The following is a 24,785-nucleotide window of genomic DNA, read 5'->3' on the forward strand; positions in this document are numbered from 1 at the left end:
GCGTAAAAAGAGGTAGTACTATGCTAAAATTTCCAAAGGATTTTGTCTGGGGTTCCTCAACTTCTGGGCCGCAGACAGAAGGACGAGTACCTGGTGACGGCAAGGGAGATAATCTCTGGGATTATTGGTACCAAGTAGAGCCAAACCGTTACTACAATGGCATTGGACCTGATAAGACATCGACCTTCTATGAAAACTGGGAAAAAGATATCGAACTTTTGTTAGAAACTGGCCACACAGCCTTTCGAACTTCTATCCAGTGGTCTCGTATTTTCCCACAGGGCCGTGGGGAAGTCAACCCTCAAGGTGTGGCTTTCTACCGTCAGGTCTTTGAAGCCATCAAGGCCAAGGGCATTCGTCTTTTAGTCAATCTCTATCACTTTGATCTGCCTTTTGCCCTTCAAGAAGATGGGGATGGTTGGGAAAATAAGGCAACTATTAAGGCCTATGAAGACTATGCTCGTTTCTGTTTTGAAACCTACGGAGACTTGGTTGACCAGTGGATTACCTTCAATGAACCAATCGTTCCTGTAGAGTTCGGCTATTTCTATGATGCCCATTACCCTCATAAGGTAGATGCCAAAGCGGCAGTTAAGGTTGCCTACCATACACAACTAGCAAGTACTCTTGCGGTTAAAGCCTGCCATGAGGTCTTGCCCGACTCTAAAATTGGGATTGTACTCAACTTAACACCAGCCTATCCACGTAGCCAACATCCTTCCGATGTAAAAGCTGCTCGTATTGCGGATCTCTTCCAAGCTCAATCTTTCCTAGATCCATCTGTTTTAGGAGTTTATCCAGAAGAGTTAGTGGAAATTTTGTCTGAGCATGACTTGTTACCAGAATACACAGCCGAAGAGTTGGAACTCATTCGTGAGAACACCGTTGACTTCCTAGGAGTCAACTACTATCAACCTTTGCGTGTCATGGCGCCACGTTTTGCTAAGCATCCTGACAGTCCACTCTTGCCAGAGCATTTCTATGAACCTTACGTCATGCCAGGTCGTAAAATCAATCCACACCGCGGTTGGGAAATCTACGAGCAAGGAATTTATGACATTGCTCAAAATATCAAGGAAAACTACGGGAATATCGAGTGGATGCTGACTGAGAATGGGATGGGGGTTGAAGGTGAAGACAAATTCCGTGAAAATGGAATGATCCAGGATGATTACCGTATTGACTTTGTCAAAGGTCACCTTCGTGAACTTCATCGCGCTATCGAAGACGGCGCCAACTGTAAAGGCTATTTGATCTGGACCTTTATCGATTGCTGGTCATGGCTCAATAGCTATAAAAACCGTTATGGTTTAGTCGAGCTTGACCTTGAAACGCAAGAGCGTCGCCTGAAAAAATCAGGCCACTGGTTCAAAGAACTCAGTGACAATAATGGATTTTAAGAATAAGAAGAGTGAGATGATTTTCATCTCATTTTTTCTTATAGAATCATCACCAAGCTCTCACCATCATAGAAGAGAATGTTACAAGAGATATAGATGGTATCGTCCTTACAACGATTTACCCTCACCTCTCACCAATTTAAATGGCCACACAAGGAACTAAAAATGTCTACTTAATCAAGGCCTTTTCTAATGAGCAAATTCGTTGCAACTATAATTGACTAGTGATAAAATACCTAGATAACTAAAAATTAAACGGGGAAATCAGTATGGTAGAACTAGGAATTTCAACATTTGGCGAAACAACAGTTCTAGAAGCGACTGGGCAGATTTACAGTCATGATGAACGAATCCGTCAGTTGGTAGCAGAAATTGAGCTGGCTGACAAGGTTGGATTGGATGTGTACGGCATTGGGGAGCATCATCGGGAGGACTTTGCGGTATTAGCGCCAGAGATTGTCCTTGCAGCTGGTGCGGTGAATACCAAGAAGATTCGTTTGACCAGTGCTGTCAGTATCCTCTCAAGTATGGATCCCATCCGTTTGTTCCAACAATATGCGACCATCGACGCCCTTTCAAACGGTCGTGCAGAGATTATGGCTGGGCGTGGTTCATTCACCGAGTCCTTTCCACTGTTTGGATATGACTTGAAAGACTATGAAGCCCTCTTTGATGAAAAATTGGACCTGCTCCAGCTAGCAAATGAAAACACCAAGGTGAACTGGCGTGGAGAATTGACCCAAAGCATTGCTGGAAAAGAAGTATATCCACGTCCAGTTCAGGAAAAATTGCCATTGTGGGTGGCGACAGGTGGTCATGTAGAGTCAACAGTCAAGATTGCTCAGGCTGGTTTACCGATTGTCTATGCGATTATCGGTGGGAATCCTCGCTATTTTAAAAAGTTGATTCAGGCTTATCGTGAGATTGGAAGTGAATACGGTCATGCTGACAAAGATCTGAAAGTGGGTGCTCATTTTTGGGGCTGGATTGCTGAAGATGGCGAGCAGGCAGTGAAAGATTATTTCCATCCGACCAAGCAAGTGGTAGATGCGATTTCCAAAGACCGTCCATACTGGCAGGAGATGACCTATGAGCAATATTTGGAGCAAGTTGGGCCCAATGGTGCTATGTTTGTGGGGACCCCAGACCAGGTAGCAGAAAAGTTGATCCGCATGATTGAGGATTTAGACTTGGATCGCTTTATGTTGCACCTACCACTTGGTTCTATGCCACATGATCAAGTTCTCAAAGCCATTGAACTCTTTGGAACGCAAGTGGCACCAAAAGTACGTGCTTACTTTGCCATGAAAGAAGGGTTATAAAAAAATCCAATCAAATTGATAAAAAATCTATATACCCGTCTGATCTTTAAAAAACTAGAAATAAAAGAAACTCTGGAAAGCTAATAAAAACAAGCTTTTCGGAGTTTCTTTTATATATGAGATTAGTGAATTAATCTTTATTGAAAATTAAGATACTCCCTATATGAGACTATTTTAGGACAAGCCCGCAAAAAGCATCAAGGCTGATAAGCCAATAAAAGCTAGGGTTGCTAGACCACGTTGGCCTGGGCTGTATATCTTTCGTTCTCCTCGAACTGGGAATACGATAGCCAGTAATGCTCCCCCGACAGCTCCCCCGACATGCCCAGCAAGGCTGATGCCAGGCATTAAAATACTTCCTACTAGGTTGATGACCAAGAGGGAGAGGTAAGATTGACCGAGCTGTTGAAGATAGGGGTTACGTGAGGCATAACGGAGAACGACAATAGAAGCGAACATGCCATAGAGGGCAGTTGAAGCACCCGCGGTAATAGCATTAGGGCTAAAAACGAGGACAAAGAGATTTCCCATCATACCTGATAGAAGGTAGATAAAGAAAAACTGTTTGGAACCAAAGATTTGCTCCATCTGACGTCCCAAGAAGTAAAGGGACAGCATATTGACTAAAAAGTGCTCCAAGCCAATGTGAACAAAGGTTGCCGTGAATAGGCGCCAGATTTGTTCAGGCATGGTCTTGATTGCTGGGGGATAAACAGCTCCGAATTTATACAAGGTGGCTGCGCTTGTGTAATTGAAACCACTGGTTAGAAACATGAGTATAAAAACCAGGGTGGTCACGAGAAGAAAGAAGCTCGTGACAGGATAACGACGATCAAAAATCTCTTTCATAGATGAGTACCTCCTCAACGGAAATATCGTGTGGATCAGGCTGGAAGTCCTGAATCTGACAAGGATAAAGTGTGCTGATGGTGTGACCAGTAAAATGCTCCAAGTAGCGGTCGTAATAGCCGCCTCCATAGCCAACCCGATAATCAGAAGGATTGAAAGCTAGACCAGGAACATGGATCAAGTCAATCTGAGAGGGCTCAAAGACAATAGCTTCCCCCTGAGGTTCAAGAAGTCCAAAAGAATTTCTTTCGAGTTTCTCTGGTTCATAGAGCACCAAGTCCATTTTCCCTTGTGGATAAGTTTTGGGAATGAGAATCGTCTTCCCATCTTTTTGAGCTTGTTCGATGAGTTCAGCCGTCTGAAATTCATGAGGAAAAGACAGGTAAGTAGCGATGGTTTTTGCTTCCTTATAAAAAGGATGTTGAAGGAGCTGCTCTGTGAGCCAATCGTTCATGTTCTGCTTTTCTTCTTTAAAAAGAGCTTTGAGTTCTTGTAAGACCTGCTTGCGTAAGCTTTTTTTCATAGTTTACTCCGCAACTTTCTTGGCTAAAAAGCTTGATACAGCCTCGACACCGACAGCTAGAGCTTCTTCCTTAGGACTCATCTGTGGATGGTGAAGAGCATAGGGGCTATCAATTCCAAGCCAGAACATGACACCAGGAACCTTGGAGAGAAGATAACCAAAGTCTTCTCCTGTCATGGCAGGTTCGATGTCGATTAGTTCAATTCCCTCTTTTTCATCAAAGAAGGTCATTAATTCCTGGGCTAATTCAGGGTTGTTTTCGACTGGTAAATAACCTCCCTGCTTGAGTTCAACTTCCACATCCATATCAAAAGCAGCTGCGACACCTTCAGCGATAGCTTTGACACGTTTTTGAACCAAGAGGCTCATGCTGTGTGTGAGAGCTCGAATGGTTCCATGCAAGAAAGCTGTATCAGCTATGACATTGTTGGTTGTCCCAGCTTGAAAAACACCGAAAGTGACGACAGCACCCTCGATAGGATCGACATTACGGCTGACAACCGACTGAACTTGGGTAACGAAATAGCTAGCTGCAACCAGAGCGTCATTTGCTTCATGTGGAAAGGCAGCGTGCCCGCCTTTACCTTTAAAGCGAATCTTAACTTCGCAAGTTCCTGCAAAGAGTGTATGGGTATTGGTCGCAATTTGTCCAACTTTTAAGTCTGGACGAACATGAAGTCCATAGAATTGGTCAGGCAACCAGTCGCCAAAAGCATCATCTTCATACATGAGCATACCACCTGCTTCGTTTTCTTCTGCAGGTTGGAAGAGAAAGAGGAGATTGTTTTTTGGTTGGTTTTCTAAAGCACGTTCAAGACTTCCAAGGGCAATGGTCATATGAAAATCGTGTCCACAAGCATGCATACGGTCTTGGTGTTGAGAGGCAAAAGGAAGGCCTGTTTGTTCAACGATTGGGAGTCCATCGATGTCTGTCCGCCAACCAATGGTACGTTCTGGCTGACTTCCTTGTAAGTATACTAAAATACCGGTTCGCCAAGTACGAATCTGAACAAAATCCTTACCAGCTGTTAATTTCTCAATAACATTGAGTAAATAAGCGTGGGTCTTGAATTCTTCTAAACCAATCTCGGGAATTTGGTGAAGATCGCGTCGAGTTTGAATCAAATCTAACATATCTATTTTCCTTTTACTGATACGATAAAGAGGCTGGAAAAGTTTCCGCCTCTGTTACTATTTACAAGGTGCGAAGCGCATCTTCTAGCGCTGTTTTTTGTTGGGTTTGGCTATCGATTTCTTTGATAACACGAGCTGGAACGCCTGCTACCACAACATTTTCTGGAACATCTTGAGTAACGATGGCACCTGCTGCAACAACAGAACCGCTACCAATTTGAACACCTTCGATAACCACAGCGTTAGCACCGATGAGAACATTGTCACCGACACGGACAGGCTCAGCACTAGCTGGCTCGATAACGCCTGCAAGAACAGCACCTGCACCAACGTGGCTATTTTTACCGACAATAGCACGTCCGCCAAGAATAGCTCCCATATCAATCATAGTACCAGCACCGATTTCAGCACCGATATTGATAACCGCTCCCATCATGATAACAGCATTGTCACCAATCTCAACCTGGTCACGGATGATAGCGCCTGGCTCGATACGAGCATTGATATCACGTTTATCAAGGAGAGGTACAGCCGAGTTACGAGCATCTTGTTCAACAACATAGTCCTTGTTTTCTGTAAGTCCTTCAAGAAGTGGAGCGATATCTTTCCAGTCTCCAAAGAGGACATTTCCGAGCTTGATAACAGAAGCAGGGATAGCTCCAACAAGTTGCCCCTCAAAGGTCACTTTTACACATGTCTTTTTCTCAGCATTTGCGATAAATTGGATAATTTCTTGCGCATTCATTTTTGTAGCAGTCATAGGTGTCTCCTCACTCTTTGTAATGCTTACTATTCTACCAAAAAAGGCTTCAATTTTGAAGCCTTAAGTGTTAAAAGAAGGTGTTTAATTCTTGGATTTAGATTCTTCAATGGACAAGAAAACCATAGGAACGATAATCAAAATCATGGCTAGTACCAAGAAACCATCCAGAACCATGCCAAGGAAAAGGACACTGAGGATAGCAGAGGATAGAGGTTCGCTTGCGCTAACGACCGAGACCACCAATGGGGAAACGAGAGAGACGGCCTTCATCGATAGGAAAAAGGCAAAGGCAGTTCCCAAAAAGGCAATAGTCAAACAAATACAGATACTGATGGCATCAACCTGGAAGCTAATCTTATAAACGGGGTAGAGAAAATTACTAAAAAGTCCAGCGATAATCATTCCCCAGCCAACAGTAGGCACAAAACCGTATTTTTTAGCAAAGCGTTGGGGTAAGATGACATTGAACATGACACCTAGTGCACTGAGAAGTCCTGTCAGTAAAGCAAGTGGTGTAATTGATAATTTGGATAGATCTCCTTTGGTAGCCATCAAAAAGACCCCAACCATAGTGACCAAGACATAAAAAATAGCACTTTTAGAAGCTTTTTTCTTGTAGATGATGCGATTGTAAAAGAGGATAAAGACAGGACTGATAAATTGTAGGATGGTTGCCGTTGTAGCGTTGGAGTACTCCACACAGAGATAGAAGAAATACTGAACGGAGAAGATCCCTAAGATGGCATAGGCGAGAAAAGGAAGGTAATTGTTTCGATTTCTCCAGATCTCGAAAAGCTGGGACCGGAGTTGAAGGCTAGATAAGACGATTACGAAACTACCAGCGACGAGTAGACGCATAGAAGTAATCCACCCTGAAGATACTTGATAATGTGAAAAAAAGTACTCTCCTAAAATTCCGCAGATCCCCCAGATCAAGCCAGATAGGAGAGAATAAATGGTTCCCTTAAAAATATTCTTTTGATATTTATTCATGTTGCTATTGTACCATGAAATGAAAAAAGAAAAAAGAGAGTGGAGAAAAATCATTTCTTTCCTACTCTCAATAATTGTGACGTTTATACTCAATGAAAATCAAAGAGCAAACTAGGAAGCTAGCCGCAGGCTGTACTTGAGTACGGCAAGGTGAAGCTGACGTGGTTTGAATTTGATTTTCGAAGAGTATTAGTTAGCGCCGTTGATTGCTACTTCTGCTATTGGAACTAGAGCTACTATTACTGTTCCCGTTACTATTAGAAGTATTATTACGATTATTATTGTTGTTGTTATTGTTATTATTGTTACTGTTACTGCTATTGCTATTGTTTGATGAGGAAGAAGATGCTTTAGGCAGACTTCCTAAAATGGTGTTCCAAGCATTTTGGTAGTCAGAATCGCTTCCACCAATAGCAAATTTGTAGCTAGTAGTTGGAGCACCAGCTTGGTTTGCCCAGTAGCTAGTCACCGTTTCTCCGCTCAGATTAATTTCTTTTCCATTAATAGTCAACTTTCCTGGCTTTTGACCAGTTGATTTGAGGACTTGTGATGAAGTGACACTTGAATCGAGTTTGAAACGTTCTGAACCCCAAGCAGAAGGGGCTGCTTGCTGAATGGCATTTACCAGATGAGCCATATATTTTGCATTGCGGTAGTAAGCTCCCTGGGCTAGAGAACTGTTGTCGTCATGTCCAACCCAGCCTCCCAGAGTTAATCTTGGAGTAGAGACCATGAGCCACATATCTCCTTCTTCATTGCTTGTACCAGTTTTTCCGATCCAGTCAGCACCTGCTAGACTGGAATTGATAGAAGTCAGATCCGTTTGGAAGCTTGTAGTAACTCGAGATGAAAGTACATCTCTTAGCAAACTCTGCATAATGGTTGCGGTAGCTTTAGAGTAAACTTGGATAGGTTTAGCCTGATGTTCATAGAGAACCTCGCCACTCGTTTTCTCAATTTTTGAGATCATGTATTTCTTATGATAGGTACCATTGTTAGCCAGTGTTTGGTATCCATTGGTATGCTGGGCTACAGTAACTTCAATTCCTCCTCCCATAGGAAGACTTTCAATGCCGTATTCTGGGATTTCATAGCCCATTTTTTCCATGTAAGAACGGACATCAACCCCTTTTTCACGGAGCATTCGGTAGGTCCAGTAGGCTGGGATGTTCCAAGAATAGTTTAGAGCTTCTTTAAGGTCTATCATGGCTGTTCCAGGACTGTTGACATGCATGATCGGAGTTCCGTTAGAAAAGTTTGTTGGATAGTTAGAGAGGATGCTAGCGCTTCCCATAAGCCCTTGGTCGATAGCAATACCGTAGGCCAATAGTGGCTTGGTAGTGGAGGCAGGCGAACGTTTGGTATCGAAGGCATGATTGTTTTGATTGGTCTGATAATCTCGTCCACCTACAAACCCTAAAATCGCCCCAGTTTGATTGTCCATCAAGACATTCCCAACTTCAGGTTGCCCCGAGCTATCATTTAGAAGGTATCCGTAGTTTGTTACGGCATTTTGCATAGCAGTATGAATCGTTTTATCGATGGTAGTTGTAATACGGTAACCACCGTTTTGGATTTCTTTTTCGGCCAATTCTCGATAAGATTTTCGGATCGATTCGTTCTGTAGTTCTTGGTCAGAAACATTGTCCTTTTGCACCAGATAATCATACATAATCTTGGTAGCCTCATCGAGTGCAGTGAAGTAGAGGAAGCCTTTAGAGGTAACGCTAGCATTTTCTGCTGGCAAGAAATCTTGCTTAATGTCATAAGCCTTGTAGGTTTCATAGTCTTCCTGGCTGAGGGCTCCTGTTCGATACATATTGTAGAGAACATCTTTGGAGCGCTTAATACCGAGTTCAATATCTTCTTCGCTCTTCATCTCACCAGTAGATTCATAAGGTGAGTAGGAAATAGGGCTTTGTGGTAAACCTGCTAGGAAAGCCGCTTGAGGGATGGTCAGTTTACTTGCATCCACCCCAAAAATCCCTTTGGCAGCCTGTTGAGCCCCTGCGATATTTTGACCTTTATTGTTACGACCAAAAGGAGCAACGTTGAGATAGGTTGTTAGGATTTCGTCCTTGCTCATGGCTCTTTCCAAGGCCAAGGCGTCAACGATTTCACTGGCTTTACGGGCAAGCGTAGGAGCATCACCAACTACTTGTTGTTTGATGAGCTGTTGTGTTAGGGTAGATCCTCCACTGGAAGAACCAAGTCCGATGAATTTTCCTAGACTGGCACGAATAACCGCTTTAGGAACGACACCGTTGTGCTCTGCAAAGTGTTCATCCTCGGTTGCAACGATAGCTTGCTTGAGGTTATCTGAAATGGCATCTGATGATACAGATGTGCGAAGTAGATCGCTTTCGATAGCGCTAATCATAGAACCATCTGCATAGCGGATTTCAGAGATGGATGAAATATTATTGACCTGCTTGATCAAATCTTCTGTTTGAGGGACACTAACCTGATCAAAGAGAGAAACAGCATACCCCAAGGCAACCCCTGTTCCAAGGAGACCACCAATAAAAGCTAGGATGAAAAGTGTGTTGAAAGTTGCCTTTATTCCAAGTAAAATTTTTGCAAATAAAGTCCAGATATCGAATGGTGTTTGCGTTTGCTTTTTCTTCTTGGAGTTTTTTCTACTCTTTTTCTTTGTATTCATTTTAGAAATTGTTAATTTTAGAGACCCAAGTAAGGCCAGTCCTTTTTGTTTGATTCTTGTTACATGTTTGTTCATAGAATTCCTCACTCTTTATTATTATACCATAAAAGCATCTCTTGCAAGAAATTAGGCTTAGAACAGGGCTTTGGATAGGGCTTGGGTCTTGAGATTTAGACATCAAAAAAGCCAGATTTAAGTTAAATCTGACTGTTTGGTAAATTGTTTATTTGTCTCCTGAAAGTTTTTTTCCAAGATTAATCAAGTAGTCCTTCAAGTGGTCTTTGACTTGTGGGTGTTTAAGAGCGTATTCGATGGAAGTCTTCATGAATCCAAACTTGTCTCCGACATCGTAACGAGAACCTTTAAACTCACGAGCAAATACTCGTTGGGTTTTGTTGAGAGTATCGATAGCATCTGTTAGCTGGATTTCATTTCCGGCACCTGGTTTTTGATTTTCAAGGATACCGAAAATCTCAGGTGTGAGAAGGTAACGACCGATAATAGCTAGATCACTTGGTGCGTCTTCAGGCGCTGGTTTTTCAACGAAGGTTTCAACACTGTAAAGACCGTCATTTCCTTCACCCTGAGGAGCGATAACACCGTATGAAGAAACTTCTTCGTGTGGGACAGGCATTACGGCGATAGTAGAAGCATGAGTCTTCTCATAATCATTCATGAGCTGCTTGGTCAATGGAACAGCTTTGTCATCAGTGATATCCATGAGGTCATCTCCAAGCATAACCACAAAGGGTTCGTTTCCGACGAATGCTTTGGCTTGTAAGACGGCATCTCCGAGTCCACGTGGGTGTGTTTGCCGGATAAAGTGAAGGCGCATACCAGTTGTTTCGTCAACTAGTCTCAAAAGGTCGGTTTTTCCTTTTTCCTTGAGGTTGTATTCTAGTTCAAAGTTTGAGTCGAAATGGTCTTCGATAGAACGTTTTGACTTTCCTGTTACCACAAGAATGTCCTCAATTCCAGACTTAAGAGCTTCTTCAACGATGAACTGGATGGTTGGTTTATCGACGATTGGCAACATTTCTTTGGCCAAAGCTTTAGTAGCAGGTAGGAAACGAGTTCCAAGTCCCGCAGCAGGGATAACGGCTTTTCTAACTTTTTGTTTCATGAGCTTCCTTTCTAACGGTGACTAAGACCACTCGTTCTCTGCCTTGAACTCATTGCTCATGAGTTCAGAAACGGCATCCTTAATATTAACATTTTCATAAATAACTTGGTAGATGGCTTGAGTAATAGGCATATAAACTCCGAGTTCTTGCGCCAATTCGTAAGCAGCTTTGGTTGTTGAAATACCTTCAATGACCATTCCCATATTTGCTTCGATATCTGCCAAGGCTTCACCACGTCCAAGAGCATCTCCTGCACGCCAGTTACGTGAGTGGACAGAAGTTCCGGTAACGATTAAATCTCCAACCCCAGAAAGTCCACTGTAAGTTAATGGATTTGCTCCAAGTTTAACACCCAGACGGGTAATTTCTGCCAGACCGCGCGTGATAATAGCAGCTTTTGCATTATCACCAAATCCAAGTCCATGGAGGGCACCTGCACCAACAGCGATGATATTTTTAAGAGCACCAGCTGTTTCCACTCCGATCACATCTGTATTGGTATAAAGTCGGAAGTAGTGGTTGCTAAAGAGTTTCTGAACATATTGAGCAGTCTGTAAATCTTTAGAAGCAGCCGTAATCAAGGTAATATCACGTACAATCGTTTCTTCTGCATGGCTAGGACCAGATACAACCACAATCTCACTACGCAATTCTTCAGGGATTTCTTCTTCTATAATGGTTGAAAGACGTTTGTGACTATTTGGTTCGAGGCCTTTTGAAGCATGCATGACCACCACTTTATGATCCAAAACAGCAGCCACTTGTTGAGCTACCAATCTGGTCACCTTGGTTGGCACCACAAACAAGACAGCATCAACACCCTTCAAGGCTTCTGCCAAATCATGATAGGCCACAATTTTTTCGTCTAATACAGTATCCTTAAAATAGCGTTTGTTAGTATGTTGTGTATTAATTTCATCAATTTGATCAGGAATATTTCCCCAGATACGTACTTGGTGTCCGTTGTCATTTAGAACTTGTGACAGCGCAGTACCCCATGAACCAGGCCCTAAAACAGCGATGGTTTGTTTGTCCATATTTTCCTCCTTCTGAGAAAGCACTTTCCTATATTCTACCATAAAAAGGACTATCTTGCATCTATATAACTAGCTAAGATATGTCCTATTGATAGGAATCTGTATTTATCGAAGGTGATGATTCGGGAAAATCAAGAGTGGAGATCTAAAAAAACAGCCAGGGGGAATTGGCTGTTTTAGTAGGAAAAAAACTAGAGCGTAATGCTGTTATTTTTAGAAATTTTCATAAATAGTAACAAGGAAGTGACTGTCAAGATAGTGAGGATAGTAGATAGGGCTGCTGCCACACCATAATTCCCACGAAGTACTTCAGTGTAAATAGCTACGGTCATTGTTCTAGTTTTAACGTTATATAAGAGAATGGAAGTAGATAGTTCCGAAATCATTGTTACCCATGAAAGGATTGCTCCTGAGATGATCCCTGAAAGCATCATTGGGGTTGTGATTTTAGTAAAGGTATTGAGGCGGCTACTTCCCAAACTTTCTGCTGCCTCTTCGATACTAGGAGCAATTTGTTGCAAACTAGCAACTGAAGAACGGATGGTATAAGGAAGTCTTCTGACAGATAAGGACATAATCAAGATGAAGGCTGTTCCAGTAATCATCAGGAAACCACTTCCGAAGAGGCCTGTATTGAATGAAGAGATAAAGGCAATACCGAGTACAGTTCCTGGTACGATATAAGGTACCATACTAAGACTATCGATTAAGTTGGTAAATAGGTTGCGTTTGCGAACTGCAAGGTAGGAGATGAAGGTCGCAAAGACAACAACGAGAACCAAGGCAAGGAGAGGGATACGAATGGTATTAAAAATAGCAGATCCCATACGGCTAAAGGCAGTCTTATAGCTGTTTAGTGAATATCCTTTGACGAAAACCATACCAGATGTTTTCAGGAAGGAAGTATAGATCAAGTAAACTTGAGGCAAAACAGAGAATAAGATAATGCCATAAACTGTCACATAAATAGCAGCCATCTTCCCTTTTGTCGTTTTCTTAGGTTCAATTGGATGAAGCGAGTTCATACTGAAACTGTAGCGATTTGAAACGTATTTTTGGATGAGGAAGATAACTAGGGCGATTGTAATCGCCATAATTGCTAAGGCTGATGCAAAGGCAGAGTTGCCTCCAACTTCACTGATAAACTGTGTATAGATCAAGACTGGGAAGGTACGATATCCCTCACCAATCAACATCGGAGTACCAAAGTCCGAGAAGGCTCTCATAAAGACGAGGAGTGCAGCTGCTAGTAAGGTTGGAACCAAGAGAGGTAAAACGACTGTTACAATTCGTTTTAGACCGAAAGATCCCATGCTTTCAGCAGCTTCCAAGAGGGAGTTGTCGATACTCTTCATAGTCCCAGCTACGTAAAGAAAGACGAGAGGGAAGAGTTGAAGTGTAAAGACAAGCACAATACCTTTGAAACCGTAGATGTCAAGACCTGGCAAGTGAAGTGTGTTGGTTAGAAACTTTGTGATAACCCCGTTTCTTCCTAGCAATAGAATCCAAGAATAGGCACCTACAAAGGGAGCTGACATGGATGCGATGATAATCAAGATTTGTAAAAATTTCTTTCCCTTGAAGTCATACATTGAAAAAAGATAAGCTAGCAAGGTACCCACAAGGACAGAAGTAACGGTGGCAGTTACAGAAACCTTGAAACTGTTGATAAGGGTTTCAGAGTAGTACGATTTGCTAAAGAAAGTAACAAAATTTTCTAATGAGAAATGACCTTCATGTACTAGTGCCTGTTTTAATACCGTAACAATTGGATAGACCAGAAAAACAAGATAAGTAAGGAAGATGAAGAAGGAAGACGCAGTCCAGATATTTAGTTTTTTACGCTCCATGGCTGACTCCTTTTATGAGATTGCGCGAACCATCTTCAGAGAAGACATTGAGTTTCTGAGTATTGATACGCAAACGAACGCGATCTCCTTTTTTCAAATCTTCTTCAAATGTAGATTCTTCACTTACCTGAAGTTTTGAAGCAAATCCTGTCTCAATGAAGTATTCGGTATTAAGTCCAAGATAGACACTGTCAGTAATTGTTCCATCGATTGGTCCGTTTTCGTCACGGATAAATTCTTCGGGACGAATGCTGACATGAATAGCTTGTTCTTCCACCTGATCTAGTGCTGGCATACGAAGAGAATAACCATTTTCAAAGACGATGTAAGCTCCGTCAGCTTGCTTTTCCAAACGAGCAGGGATTATATTTGTTCTACCAATAAAGGTTGCAACAAATTCATTTGCTGGTTTGTGGTAAAGCTCTTTTGGACGTCCGATTTGTTGGATAACACCATCTTTCATAACGGCGATTTGGTCAGAAATGGCCATAGCTTCTTCTTGGTCGTGAGTTACATAGACAGTGGTAATTCCAACTTCGTGTTGGATTTCGCGAATAGCCTGACGCATATCCAAGCGAAGTTTGGCATCTAGGTTACTGAGGGGTTCGTCCATGAGGAGAACGCTAGGATTAACAGCCAAGGCACGTGCTAGGGCAACCCGTTGTTGCTGACCACCACTAAGTTTATCTGGTTTACGATCAGCATACTGGGCAATCTGCATCAACTCAAGGTATTTATTTGTTTGTTCGATGAGTTCATCTTTTGGAACTTTCTTTTGCTTGAGCCCGAATGCAACGTTATCACGCACTGTCAAATGTGGGAAAATTGCATAGTTTTGGAAAACCATCCCAATGTTTCGCTTGCTAGGTTCCATGTTGTTGATTTTAGTATCGTCGAAGTAGAACTCTCCTCCTTCGATGCTATTGAAACCTGCAATCATACGAAGTAAGGTTGTTTTCCCACAGCCTGAAGGCCCAAGGAGAGTGAAAAGGCTCCCCTTAGGAATGGTCACGCTTAGATTTTCGATAACAGCTACATCGTGATAAATTTTCTTGGCATTGATAATCTTGATCTCACTCATAGTTAACCTCTTTTACTGTTTAGATTGGATATCTGTAAAGACTTCGTTGTATTTCTTCACGATATCTGATTTGTTTTTGATGACATAATCATAGTCTTCAGTTAGTGTTTTAATTTGTTCGATTGGTTTCATGTTTTCGCTAGTTTTAGCATTTTTACGAACTGGACGGTTAGTAGTTGTTGTACCAAGCGTGTCTTGGACTTCTTGAGAAATGATGAAATCGATAAATTTCTTAGCGTTTTCCATGTTCTTAGCGTTTTTAATAATAGCAGCGCTAGCAGGCAGGAAGACAGTACCTTCTTTTGGATAAACAACCTTGATGTTAGCTCCGTCGTTTAGAAGTTTTACTGCGGGGTCTTCGTAAGAAAGACCAACAGCCATTTCTCCATCTGCTACGGCCTTGTAAACGCCAGATGAACTTGAGCCGATTTTACCGTCAATCAAAGTAAAGAGATCTTTGACATAAGTCCAAGCCTTGTCGTCTGTATAGCCGCCCTCAGCTTGTAACATGTTTGTTAGTTGAGCAAAGGCGCTAGAAGAGTTGGCTGGGTCTGCAGTTGCGATTTTTCCTTTGAGTTCTGGTTTGATGAGGTCGCTATAACCTTCAATATTCATCCCCTTAGTCAAGTCAGGGTTGACGATCAAAACACTACCATCCAATGTATAAGGAGTTGAGTAGCCAGTTGTATTTTGATATTCTTTGATTACATTATCGTTTTCCGTTGATACGTAATTTTCAAAAAGTTCCCCGTGGGTAGCATATTGGGTATAGGAACCACCAAAGATGATATCTGCCACAGGGGCTTCTTTTTCAGATTCTAGTTTTTTAAAGAGTTCACCTGTCCCTGCTTGAATGAGTTCAACCTTGATGCCATACTTTTCTTCAAAAGCAGGAATAGTTGCTCCAATCAATCCTTCTGAGTTTGGGGAGTAGACTACTAGAGTATCGCTTCCTCCATTTTCAGTTGCCTTTTCTCCTGAAGCGTCGTCAGAAGAGCAGGCAGCAAGCCCCAAAATAGCAAGTCCACACGCAGCATAATACATCCATTTCTTTTTCATGATGGATACCTCCATAGTTTTGTTACCTCTATTGTAAAGCAATGAAAGCGCTTTTAAAACCTAAAATTCTATCCTAATGGGGTAAAATTCTCTACAAAAAAGAAGAATAGTATCTAAACTATTCTTCCAATGGATTTTAACTCTTTAGGAGAGATATGAAAGTATTTCTTAAAAACTTTACCAAAATATTTATAATCTGAGAAGCCGACTTCTTCAGCGATTTGACTAAGAGGGGAGTCAGGATGTTGACTCATCTTTTCAACGGCTTGTTTTAAACGATACTGAAGAATGTACTCGTTCAAGGTGATAGGGAAATCTTCTTTGATAACCTTGTAGAGATAACTTTCGCTATAGCCTAGATTCTCTGCAATGGTAGAAATGGTAAAGTGTAGGTAGTAGTGTTGGTGGACAAATTCGAGAATTTGTTGAATCAATTGGTTTTGAGGATTGATTTTTTGAAGCGACGTAACAAAGGCTTGGTAGTCATGTAAAAATGGATTGGTTTGGTGCTGATCCATCTTGAGGCGCAAAATTATTTTTTCTAAACACTCTGTTAATTCTACGACATTTATGGGTTTTGGGAGGAAGTCTACTGCTCCGAATTGCATGGCTTTTTTAGCGTTTTGGAAATCATTGTAACCAGAGAGGATCACTTTTTCATAAGAGAGTGAACGAGTCGCTTCAAACATCATAAAAGCATCCATGATGGGCATGGTAATGTCTGTCAGGACGATGTGTGGTTTCTCTTTTTGAATTAACTCCATGCCTTCTTGTCCGTGACTTGCAGTTCCAACAACTTGAATACCTAAGGCTGAGTAGTCTACGGCAATTTCAAGCCATTTTCGGATCAGGTGTTCATCTTCGACAATGATTAACTTAAACATGCGTTCTTCCTTTCGTGACAAATTTTACCCAGGTTTCACCTTGCGGGTTCACTCCTAAATCCAATTCGACATTTTCAAAAAAGTTATTCAATCGTTTGTAACTATTGACAATACCGTGCTGTGTATGTGGGCTGTCCAAGGATTCTAAGATATGTAGGCGTTCTTGTTTGGTTAGACCACCAGCATTATCCTTAACGATAAAGATCAGTGCTTCCTGCTCTTGAGTGATTTGGATAGAAATGGCAAGGTCGATACGATACTGTCTTCCGTATTTTAGAGCATTTTCCACAAGGGGTAATAAGAAAAGTTTCGGAACAGTTTGGGAATGTAGATTCTCAGAACAGTTAATCTGATAAGAAAAATGTTCAAAGCGAATCTGATGGATTTTCAGATAAGCTTCGATAATCTCTAGGTCTTGCCCAAGACTTGTTTCTTTCTCTAACTCTGTCACACTATATCGCAGGATGCGCGTGAGATTTTGAATAAGTTCTTGAGTAATACTAGCATCAATCATACTCGTGATTTTAATGGTTTCCAAGGTATTGTAGAGGAAGTGAGGATTAAACTGAGCTTCCAGCATCTTTCTTTCAAAGATCCACTTTTCCTTCTCAATGGTCAACATCTTTTGATGGAGCTCATCCAACTCTTGGAGCATATCGGTGATTTTCTCAGCAATCAGTTCAAATTCGTCTCCTGTCTGGAGGATCAGCTTCTTGTCCTTTTTCTTAGGAATTTCCTGCAGTTGATAGACTAGACTTTCAATAGGGCCGGCATTGTGCGTCGCAATTTTATAAGCAATTCGTCTCGCCTGCCAGAAGTATAATAGAAAGATACAGAGTGTTAAGACAGAAGCAAGCCCTAGTAAACTCGGAATGGGAAAGAAAGATTGAAAGGTGTAGATTGAGAAAATCGGTTCAATTTTACGTTTTTCAATCAGAAGTGGATTTTCAACGTACCAATGAGTTTTAGACTGGAGTAATTTTTCATCAAATTTTTCCAGAGTTGATTGAGTAAATTGATTGGTATTACTAGAGTAGATGTTTCCAAAAGTATCTGTAATAGCATATTTTGAATTGATGAGAGGGATACTGGACACAAATTCATTTTCATTTACAAAAGAAATGCTATAAGCCTTAACTCGTTGATTTTGAACGATAGGCATAATGAAGAGTGCGTAATGTTGTTTATCTATTGACAAAGCAACCTTTTCTGTAATAGCTCCTTGAATCGGATTTTGAATTAATAATTTTAAATAATAAGGAGCTAAAATAGTTTCTTGATGGTTGCGATTGGTACTAAAGAGAAGTTTTCCTGTGTCGTCAAGGATGATAAAATCAGAACAGAGTTTCAGTTGAGCTTTTGTTTCATAAAATAGACTAAAGAGTTCTCGGTCAGTGTGTTTACCCTCTAAAAATTCTGGAACCATTTTTTGATTCATGGTCTCCAGTAATTGATAGTTCGCTTGTTTCATGTCGCGAACATGCTGGACGATCTGTTGGGTATCCTTGGTGAGTTGTTGCTTTTGCAGGAAATAGGAAAAACCAAACAGGAGAATGAGGAGTAAAAACGAGGTCGCTAAAGCAGCCAAAGAACTACGGTGAAGAATCTCTTTTTGGAGAGAATGTTTGAAAGAATGAGCCATAAATCACCTCTTATAAAGAGCTTGCTAAAGTAAGTATAGCAGTATTAAAAATGGAAGGCAAGGTGAAAAGAGAAAAGAGTTGAAAAGAAAGAGACTAAATTCCCCTAAAAATGGTATAATAGGAGCATCACGAAAATTGGAGAGACAGCATGAGTTTTTACAATCATAAAGAAATCGAGCCTAAGTGGCAAAAATACTGGGCTGACAATCACACGTTTAAGACAGGAACAGACGCTTCAAAACCGAAGTTTTATGCACTCGACATGTTCCCTTATCCATCTGGAGCAGGTCTTCACGTAGGACACCCAGAAGGATACACAGCGACTGATATCCTCAGCCGTTTCAAACGTGCACAAGGATACAACGTCCTTCACCCAATGGGATGGGATGCCTTTGGTTTGCCTGCAGAGCAATACGCTATGGATACAGGGAATGACCCAGCGGAATTCACAGCGGAAAACATTGCCAACTTCAAACGCCAAATCAATGCGCTTGGATTCTCTTACGACTGGGACCGTGAGGTAAATACAACAGATCCAAACTATTACAAATGGACACAATGGATCTTCACCAAGCTTTACGAAAAAGGCTTGGCCTATGAAGCGGAAGTGCCAGTAAACTGGGTTGAGGAACTAGGAACAGCTATCGCCAACGAAGAAGTTCTTCCAGATGGAACATCTGAGCGTGGAGGCTATCCAGTTGTCCGCAAACCAATGCGCCAATGGATGCTTAAAATCACGGCCTATGCAGAGCGCTTGCTCAATGACTTGGATGATCTTGACTGGCCAGAGTCTATCAAGGACATGCAACGCAACTGGATTGGGAAATCAACTGGTGCCAATGTCACTTTCAAAGTGAAGGGAACAGATAAGGAATTCACAGTCTTTACGACTCGTCCAGATACCCTTTTCGGAGCGACCTTCACAGTCTTAGCGCCTGAGCATGAACTAGTAGATGCCATTACAAGCCCGGAACAAGCTGAGGCTGTGGCGGACTATAAACACCAAGCCAGTCTTAAATCAGACTTGGCTCGTACAGACCTTGCCAAGGAAAAAACAGGGGTTTGGACTGGTGCTTATGCCGTCAACCCTGTCAATGGTAAAGAAATCCCAATCTGGATTGCCGACTATGTTCTTGCTAGCTACGGAACAGGTGCTGTTATGGCCGTACCTGCTCACGACCAACGTGACTGGGAATTTGCCAAACAGTTTGGTCTTCCAATCGTAGAAGTGCTGGAAGGTGGAAACGTAGCAGAAGCTGCTTACATAGAAGATGGCCTTCACGTCAACTCTGACTTCTTGAACGGTCTCAACAAAGAAGATGCTATTGCCAAGATTGTGGCTTGGTTGGAAGAAAAAGGCTGTGGTCAAGAGAAGGTAACTTACCGTCTCCGCGACTGGCTCTTTAGCCGTCAACGTTACTGGGGTGAACCAATCCCAATCATTCATTGGGAAGATGGAACTTCAACAGCCGTTCCAGAAAGTGAATTGCCACTTGTCTTGCCGGTAACCAAGGACATCCGCCCTTCAGGTACAGGGGAGAGTCCATTGGCTAACTTGACAGACTGGCTTGAAGTGACTCGTGAAGATGGTGTCAAGGGTCGTCGTGAAACCAACACCATGCCACAATGGGCCGGTTCAAGCTGGTACTACCTCCGCTATATCGACCCACATAATACTGAGAAATTGGCCGATGAGGATCTCCTCAAACAATGGTTGCCAGTAGATATTTATGTTGGTGGTGCAGAGCACGCGGTGCTTCACTTGCTCTACGCTCGTTTCTGGCATAAATTCCTCTATGATATCGGTGTTGTTCCAACTAAAGAACCGTTCCAAAAACTCTTTAACCAAGGAATGATTTTGGGAACAAGCTACCGTGACCACCGTGGTGCTCTTGTGGCGACTGACAAGGTTGAAAAACGTGACGGTTCCTTCTTCCATGTGGAAACAGGAGAAGAATTGGAGCAAGCACCAGCCAAGATGTCTAAATCCCTCAAGAACGTGGTGAACCCAGACGATGTGGTGGAACAATACGGTGCCGATACTCTTCGTGTCTATGAAATGTTCATGGGCCCACTTGACGCTTCTATTGCTTGGTCTGAAGAAGGTTTGGAAGGAAGCCGTAAGTTCCTTGACCGTGTTTACCGTTTGATTACAAGTAAAGAAATCGATGCGGAAAACAATGGCGCTCTTGACAAGGTCTACAACGAAACGGTTAAATCTGTTACTGAGCAAATCGAATCATTGAAATTCAACACAGCTATTGCCCAACTTATGGTCTTTGTCAACGCAGCTAACAAGGAAGACAAGCTCTATGTTGATTATGCCAAAGGATTTATCCAATTGATCGCACCATTTGCACCTCACTTGGCAGAAGAGCTCTGGCAAACTGTTGCGGCAACAGGTGAGTCAATCTCTTACGTGGCTTGGCCAACATGGGATGAAAGCAAATTGGTTGAAGACGAAGTCGAAATCGTCGTCCAAATCAAAGGAAAAGTTCGCGCCAAACTCATGGTCGCCAAAGACCTATCACGCGAAGAACTGCAAGAAGTGGCTCTGGCTAACGACAAGGTCAAAGCAGAGATTGATGGCAAAGAAATTGTGAAGGTGATTAGTGTCCCTAATAAACTCGTTAATATCGTCGTTAAATAACGAGTTTATTAGCCCTATCTGCCACCTTCAATAGTCCACTGGACTATTGAAGCCAACTAAATTGGTTAATATTGTTGTAAAATAACCAATTTATTTGCTGATTTCCAACCTCAAACAGTTTCCCAAGCTGTTTGAGCCAACTAAACTCGTTAATATCGTTGTGAAATAAATTTAAAAGTCCTTCAGAGTTCAGCTCTGGAGGATTTTTTGAATATTATGTGTGAGATGTGATATACTATTCACATCTTTAAACTTATAAGAGTGAGATAAGGAGAAAACTATGCCAGTAAATGAATATGGTCAGATGATTGGTGAACCTGTAGACGATACACCTGGAGTTTTACCGTCGCTTGTACGGATAGAAGGACAGTATACGATTATCGAAGCTCTGTCAGTGGAAAAGCATGCGGAGGATTTGCTGGCTGTTTATGGCCCAGATACCCCTCGTGACATGTGGACCTATCTCTTTCAACCACCAGTAGAAAATCTTGAAGAATTAATTGTTGCTTTAAAGCAGATGATTGAGCGCAAGGATCGCTTCTATTATGCGATTATTGATAAAGCGACTGGAAAGGCGCTGGGGACTTTTTCTCTCATGCGTATTGACCAAGCTAATCGCGTGGTTGAAGTTGGCGCGGTGACCTTTTCGCCGGCTCTTAAACAGACCAGGATGGGAACAGAAGCCCACTATTTGCTTGCTCGTTATGTCTTTGAAGAGCTTAACTATCGCCGTTATGAGTGGAAATGTGATGCGCTAAATCTACCTTCTAGAAAAGCAGCAGAACGTTTGGGATTTATCTACGAAGGTACTTTCCGTCAAGCGGTTATTTATAAAGGGCGTACCAGAGACACGGACTGGATGTCTATGATTGATAAGGACTGGCCAAGGGTTAAAGCTCGTTTTGAAGCATGGTTGAAGCCAGATAATTTTGATGAAAATGGGGAACAGTTGAAATCCCTTAGAGAATGTTAGAAAGGTTTGCTATGATTAATATTACAAAAGAATCCTCTGTTTCACTTGATGACGTTTTGCATCTCTACCAGGCAGTTGGTTGGACAAATTATACCAATCAGCCCCAAATGTTGGCCCAGGCCTTGTCTCATTCGCTAGCGACTTATCTTGCCCGTGATGGTGAGAAAATCGTTGGTTTAGTGCGTTTGGTTGGAGACGGATTTTCATCCGTTTTTGTCCAGGATTTGATTGTTTTGCCTAGCTATCAGCGCCGAGGGATTGGAAGTAACTTGATGAAAGAAGCCTTGGCTGACTATAAGGATGCCTACCAAATACAACTAGCGACTGAACAGACAGAAAAAACCTTGGGTTTTTACCTTTCTCTGGGGTTTGAAACCTTATCTACTTATGATTGTACAGGAATGATTTGGGTGGATCGAAAAAAATTAAAATAATTTTTTTATCTTAAGTTAACTTTAAGTTTACTCATGTATCATGTAATCATTAAGTAAAGACCTCCTAACTTTATTTAATAGAAATCCTAAACTTTTCTTTTTCATAATAATCTCCCTAAAGAAGCCACCAAATCAGGTGGCTTTTTTGTTTGATAAAGAAAAGTCTCCTTAGTGAGTCACTAAGGAGAGAAATGGCTAAGATTCTTTTTTAAGTTGTTGGTTTCGATACTGTCTAGGAGTTAGCTGGAAGTGTTGTTTGAATTGTCGATTAAAATTTGAGAGGTTAGTAAAACCGACCTGGCTTGCTATTTCTTGAACACTTTGATTGGTCTGTACGAGCTTTTCGCAAGCTTTTTCCAGGCGCAATCGTATGAGATACTCCATACAGCTTGTCCCAGTATGCTGTTTGAAAATATTCATAAAGTGGTTTTTGCTATATCCAAACGTAGCAGCAAGCTGGTCAATTTGAATGGGTTCTGCATAGTGTTGCTCAAGATAGCTAATCATTTCTTTTAATTTCTGATATTTTTGATAGGTATCATCTGTATAGTGTCGATTGACATACCTATACTTAAAGAGAAGATAGAGAAATTCATAGAGTTTCGCCTTTAAAAGGAGATCATAATAAATACTCTGCTCTTCAAGGATAGAAAAAAGTGATAAAAGACAATCGCGAATCGGTTCATAGGCATGATCATCTGGCGAAATCCGAGGAGTGAGATAAAAATGCCCAGAGTATATTGGTTGGATATAGCGTTGGCTAAAGCTGTCAATTTGACTTCTACCTAGGAAATCTAAATGGATACGAAAAACTGTTGAAATTTGTTCTTGATTTTCAATAGGGTAGATAGCGTGAGGAGACGTCGGCTGAATCAGAAAAATATCACCTTCATGACTTTCAAAGCGCTCAGAGTTGATATAGAAGGTAGCAGTTCCTTTTTTGACATAGACAATCTCGAGTTCAGGATGCCAATGATAAATGGTATTAGAAGATTGCTTAGATAAGATTTGTTTTTCAAAATCATAGGGAAAATCAGATGGGTTATCTCGTAAAAGTCTTGACTGCTGAGCCATGATAAAACCTCCCGATAAGCTATTTCTAGTTTTATTATACCAAAAAAACTTCCTTACGTAGGAAGTTCTCTTTTTTAGACTTTTTTCTTCATATAAAGGAAGTTAAGAAGAAGCCCCACAACTGCGAGAGCGATAGCAACGTAGAATGCGGCACTGTAATTTCCATTGTTAGCTGCTGCCATTTGAACCGCAACTTTAGGTGCAAAAAATGCAGCTAAAGAATATCCTGTGAAGACGATACCGTAGTTGACACCTTGATTTGCAGGTCCGTAGTTCTCCATGACAATAGATGGGAAGACGCCCATAACACCACCGAAGCAGATACCAAGTCCAATGATTCCTAGAGTAAAGCCAAATTGACCAGGGATGATTGTTAAGGAAAAGAGCGCCAATACGATAACAGAATAGATAATCAATAAGGTATGTGAACGACCAATTTTATCAGAGAGTGATCCCCAGATAAAGCGGCCGCTAGAGTTTGCGATTGAATAGAGAGAAACATAGAGAGCTGCTGTACCAGCAGATAGTCCAAACATGGATTGACCAATTGGGGATGCTTGAGAGGCAATCATCAAGCCAGAAAAAGCACCAACAAAGAACATGCTGATAATGATGTAGAATAAAGGACTTTGTAGCATTTCTTTCCAGTTTTTATTGGCAGGTCCTTGTTTAGTTTGTACGGGAGCTTTCCAACCTGCTGGTTGGTAGCCACTTGGTGCCGCCTTGATGAAGAAAATAGCGCAGATGATAACAACGATATAGACAAGTCCAATTGTTCGAAAAGCAAAGAAGGCATCTTGTTTTTGAATAAGACTACTTGCAACTGGTGACGCGATAACTGCAGCAAATCCCATACCTCCTGTTAGAATCCCAGAAGCTAAACCACGTTTATCTGGGAAGAGACGAAGAGAGTTTGAGAGGGCTCCTGAATAGGCGAATCCTTGACCAAGACCTGCCATCAAACCATAGGTCAAATAGAGCATGGCTGGTGAGCTTGCATAACCAGTTAGGAAAAAGCCACTAGCAAATAGAAGGGCACCAAGGGCGATTGTCCATTTTACATATCCCTTATCTACCAGATACCCCCCGAGAATCATAGGGATAGGCCCGATTGCTGAGTTGATGGCAAATGCAAGCATGATTTCGGACATAGACCAACCTGTTGAAGAACTTAGAGGTCCAGCGAAAACGGAAAAAGAATAGACAGCACCTGTACAGAGAAGAATAGCAGTTGATGCCGCTAAGACTTGCCAACGATTGAATGTCTCTTTCATAAGAAGACCCTCCTTTAACTTAATACATATTTTCACAAAGACTATAACATAGTTAA

At 41.7% G+C, this 24,785-nt stretch carries 20 protein-coding genes; 5 read left to right on the forward strand and 15 right to left on the reverse strand.

Translation table 11 applies throughout. The annotated features are described in order from the left end of the window. Positions 1–20 precede the first annotated feature (20 nt). On the forward strand, positions 21–1,400 hold the full coding sequence (locus tag PCY17_RS05855) for a glycoside hydrolase family 1 protein (RefSeq protein ID WP_301392142.1): 1,380 nt from the start codon (positions 21–23) through the stop codon (positions 1,398–1,400). Positions 1,401–1,669: 269 nt separating this feature from the next. Next, positions 1,670–2,722: an LLM class flavin-dependent oxidoreductase gene (locus PCY17_RS05860; RefSeq protein WP_301392143.1), complete on the forward strand. Its 1,053-nt coding sequence runs from the start codon at positions 1,670–1,672 to the stop codon at positions 2,720–2,722. Positions 2,723–2,896: 174 nt separating this feature from the next. Here the strand turns inward: PCY17_RS05860 and PCY17_RS05865 are convergent, their stop codons facing one another. The 13 genes from PCY17_RS05865 to PCY17_RS05925 form a co-directional block, all read right to left on the reverse strand. Next, positions 2,897–3,571, reverse strand: a complete 675-nt coding sequence (locus tag PCY17_RS05865; RefSeq protein ID WP_301392144.1) for a rhomboid family intramembrane serine protease — start codon at positions 3,569–3,571, stop codon at positions 2,897–2,899. Continuing rightward, positions 3,555–4,094: a 5-formyltetrahydrofolate cyclo-ligase gene (locus PCY17_RS05870; RefSeq protein ID WP_301392145.1), complete on the reverse strand. Its 540-nt coding sequence runs from the start codon at positions 4,092–4,094 to the stop codon at positions 3,555–3,557. The genes PCY17_RS05865 and PCY17_RS05870 overlap by 17 nt, the downstream gene beginning before the upstream one ends. A 3-nt stretch (positions 4,095–4,097) precedes the next feature. Beyond that, positions 4,098–5,228, reverse strand: a complete 1,131-nt coding sequence (locus tag PCY17_RS05875) for an N-acetyldiaminopimelate deacetylase (RefSeq protein WP_301392146.1) — start codon at positions 5,226–5,228, stop codon at positions 4,098–4,100. A 61-nt stretch (positions 5,229–5,289) separates the two neighbouring features. After that, entirely contained in the window at positions 5,290–5,988 is a 699-nt protein-coding gene (gene dapD / locus PCY17_RS05880) for a 2,3,4,5-tetrahydropyridine-2,6-dicarboxylate N-acetyltransferase (RefSeq protein WP_301392147.1), read from the reverse strand. A gap of 84 nt (positions 5,989–6,072) precedes the next feature. Then, on the reverse strand, positions 6,073–6,984 hold the full coding sequence (locus PCY17_RS05885; RefSeq protein WP_301392148.1) for a DMT family transporter: 912 nt from the start codon (positions 6,982–6,984) through the stop codon (positions 6,073–6,075). A gap of 193 nt (positions 6,985–7,177) precedes the next feature. Continuing rightward, entirely contained in the window at positions 7,178–9,721 is a 2,544-nt protein-coding gene (gene pbp1b / locus PCY17_RS05890; protein WP_301392149.1) for a penicillin-binding protein PBP1B, read from the reverse strand. Positions 9,722–9,869: 148 nt separating this feature from the next. Then, positions 9,870–10,769, reverse strand: a complete 900-nt coding sequence (gene galU / locus PCY17_RS05895; RefSeq protein WP_049509238.1) for a UTP--glucose-1-phosphate uridylyltransferase GalU — start codon at positions 10,767–10,769, stop codon at positions 9,870–9,872. 21 nt (positions 10,770–10,790) lie between these two features. After that, positions 10,791–11,807, reverse strand: a complete 1,017-nt coding sequence (locus PCY17_RS05900; protein ID WP_049509237.1) for an NAD(P)H-dependent glycerol-3-phosphate dehydrogenase — start codon at positions 11,805–11,807, stop codon at positions 10,791–10,793. Between the two features lie 191 nt (positions 11,808–11,998). Then, on the reverse strand, positions 11,999–13,657 hold the full coding sequence (locus PCY17_RS05905) for an iron ABC transporter permease (protein ID WP_301392150.1): 1,659 nt from the start codon (positions 13,655–13,657) through the stop codon (positions 11,999–12,001). After that, positions 13,647–14,738 (reverse strand): ABC transporter ATP-binding protein, encoded by a 1,092-nt coding sequence (locus PCY17_RS05910; protein WP_301392151.1) that lies wholly within the window; start codon positions 14,736–14,738, stop codon positions 13,647–13,649. Before PCY17_RS05910 ends, PCY17_RS05905 begins: the two co-directional genes overlap by 11 nt. A gap of 12 nt (positions 14,739–14,750) precedes the next feature. Then, positions 14,751–15,797 (reverse strand): ABC transporter substrate-binding protein, encoded by a 1,047-nt coding sequence (locus PCY17_RS05915; protein WP_301392152.1) that lies wholly within the window; start codon positions 15,795–15,797, stop codon positions 14,751–14,753. Between the two features lie 113 nt (positions 15,798–15,910). Continuing rightward, entirely contained in the window at positions 15,911–16,681 is a 771-nt protein-coding gene (locus tag PCY17_RS05920; protein WP_301392153.1) for a response regulator, read from the reverse strand. Continuing rightward, a complete protein-coding gene (locus PCY17_RS05925; RefSeq protein WP_301392154.1) occupies positions 16,674–18,323 on the reverse strand; it encodes a sensor histidine kinase in 1,650 nt (549 codons plus the stop codon). Before PCY17_RS05925 ends, PCY17_RS05920 begins: the two co-directional genes overlap by 8 nt. Before the next feature lie 149 nt (positions 18,324–18,472). Here PCY17_RS05925 and leuS point away from each other — a divergent pair, with 149 nt between their 5' ends. The 3 genes from leuS (at position 18,473) to PCY17_RS05940 (ending at position 22,381) form a co-directional block, all read left to right on the forward strand. Continuing rightward, complete coding sequence (gene leuS, locus PCY17_RS05930) at positions 18,473–20,974, forward strand: leucine--tRNA ligase (protein WP_301392155.1); 2,502 nt, start codon at positions 18,473–18,475, stop codon at positions 20,972–20,974. A gap of 280 nt (positions 20,975–21,254) precedes the next feature. Beyond that, complete coding sequence (locus PCY17_RS05935; RefSeq protein ID WP_301392156.1) at positions 21,255–21,947, forward strand: GNAT family N-acetyltransferase; 693 nt, start codon at positions 21,255–21,257, stop codon at positions 21,945–21,947. An 11-nt stretch (positions 21,948–21,958) separates the two neighbouring features. Further along, entirely contained in the window at positions 21,959–22,381 is a 423-nt protein-coding gene (locus PCY17_RS05940; protein ID WP_301392157.1) for a GNAT family N-acetyltransferase, read from the forward strand. A gap of 195 nt (positions 22,382–22,576) precedes the next feature. Here PCY17_RS05940 and PCY17_RS05945 read toward each other — a convergent pair whose 3' ends face one another. Beyond that, positions 22,577–23,455: an AraC family transcriptional regulator gene (locus tag PCY17_RS05945; RefSeq protein ID WP_301392158.1), complete on the reverse strand. Its 879-nt coding sequence runs from the start codon at positions 23,453–23,455 to the stop codon at positions 22,577–22,579. A 74-nt stretch (positions 23,456–23,529) separates the two neighbouring features. Continuing rightward, positions 23,530–24,729, reverse strand: a complete 1,200-nt coding sequence (locus PCY17_RS05950; protein WP_301392159.1) for an OFA family MFS transporter — start codon at positions 24,727–24,729, stop codon at positions 23,530–23,532. Positions 24,730–24,785: the final 56 nt, after the last annotated feature.

This window comes from Streptococcus sp. SO2, assembly GCF_030440025.1.

Excerpts from the sequence above, each read along its gene's own strand:
- PCY17_RS05855 (WP_301392142.1), top strand. The coding sequence starts at position 21 with ATGCTAAAATTTCCAAAGGATTTTGTCTGGGGTTCCTCAACTTCTGGG.
- PCY17_RS05860 (WP_301392143.1), top strand. The coding sequence starts at position 1,670 with ATGGTAGAACTAGGAATTTCAACATTTGGCGAAACAACAGTTCTAGAA.
- PCY17_RS05865 (WP_301392144.1), bottom strand. The coding sequence starts at position 3,571 with ATGAAAGAGATTTTTGATCGTCGTTATCCTGTCACGAGCTTCTTTCTT.
- PCY17_RS05870 (WP_301392145.1), bottom strand. The coding sequence starts at position 4,094 with ATGAAAAAAAGCTTACGCAAGCAGGTCTTACAAGAACTCAAAGCTCTT.
- PCY17_RS05875 (WP_301392146.1), bottom strand. The coding sequence starts at position 5,228 with ATGTTAGATTTGATTCAAACTCGACGCGATCTTCACCAAATTCCCGAG.
- dapD (WP_301392147.1), bottom strand. The coding sequence starts at position 5,988 with ATGACTGCTACAAAAATGAATGCGCAAGAAATTATCCAATTTATCGCA.
- PCY17_RS05885 (WP_301392148.1), bottom strand. The coding sequence starts at position 6,984 with ATGAATAAATATCAAAAGAATATTTTTAAGGGAACCATTTATTCTCTC.
- pbp1b (WP_301392149.1), bottom strand. The coding sequence starts at position 9,721 with ATGAACAAACATGTAACAAGAATCAAACAAAAAGGACTGGCCTTACTT.
- galU (WP_049509238.1), bottom strand. The coding sequence starts at position 10,769 with ATGAAACAAAAAGTTAGAAAAGCCGTTATCCCTGCTGCGGGACTTGGA.
- PCY17_RS05900 (WP_049509237.1), bottom strand. The coding sequence starts at position 11,807 with ATGGACAAACAAACCATCGCTGTTTTAGGGCCTGGTTCATGGGGTACT.
- PCY17_RS05905 (WP_301392150.1), bottom strand. The coding sequence starts at position 13,657 with ATGGAGCGTAAAAAACTAAATATCTGGACTGCGTCTTCCTTCTTCATC.
- PCY17_RS05910 (WP_301392151.1), bottom strand. The coding sequence starts at position 14,738 with ATGAGTGAGATCAAGATTATCAATGCCAAGAAAATTTATCACGATGTA.
- PCY17_RS05915 (WP_301392152.1), bottom strand. The coding sequence starts at position 15,797 with ATGAAAAAGAAATGGATGTATTATGCTGCGTGTGGACTTGCTATTTTG.
- PCY17_RS05920 (WP_301392153.1), bottom strand. The coding sequence starts at position 16,681 with ATGTTTAAGTTAATCATTGTCGAAGATGAACACCTGATCCGAAAATGG.
- PCY17_RS05925 (WP_301392154.1), bottom strand. The coding sequence starts at position 18,323 with ATGGCTCATTCTTTCAAACATTCTCTCCAAAAAGAGATTCTTCACCGT.
- leuS (WP_301392155.1), top strand. The coding sequence starts at position 18,473 with ATGAGTTTTTACAATCATAAAGAAATCGAGCCTAAGTGGCAAAAATAC.
- PCY17_RS05935 (WP_301392156.1), top strand. The coding sequence starts at position 21,255 with ATGCCAGTAAATGAATATGGTCAGATGATTGGTGAACCTGTAGACGAT.
- PCY17_RS05940 (WP_301392157.1), top strand. The coding sequence starts at position 21,959 with ATGATTAATATTACAAAAGAATCCTCTGTTTCACTTGATGACGTTTTG.
- PCY17_RS05945 (WP_301392158.1), bottom strand. The coding sequence starts at position 23,455 with ATGGCTCAGCAGTCAAGACTTTTACGAGATAACCCATCTGATTTTCCC.
- PCY17_RS05950 (WP_301392159.1), bottom strand. The coding sequence starts at position 24,729 with ATGAAAGAGACATTCAATCGTTGGCAAGTCTTAGCGGCATCAACTGCT.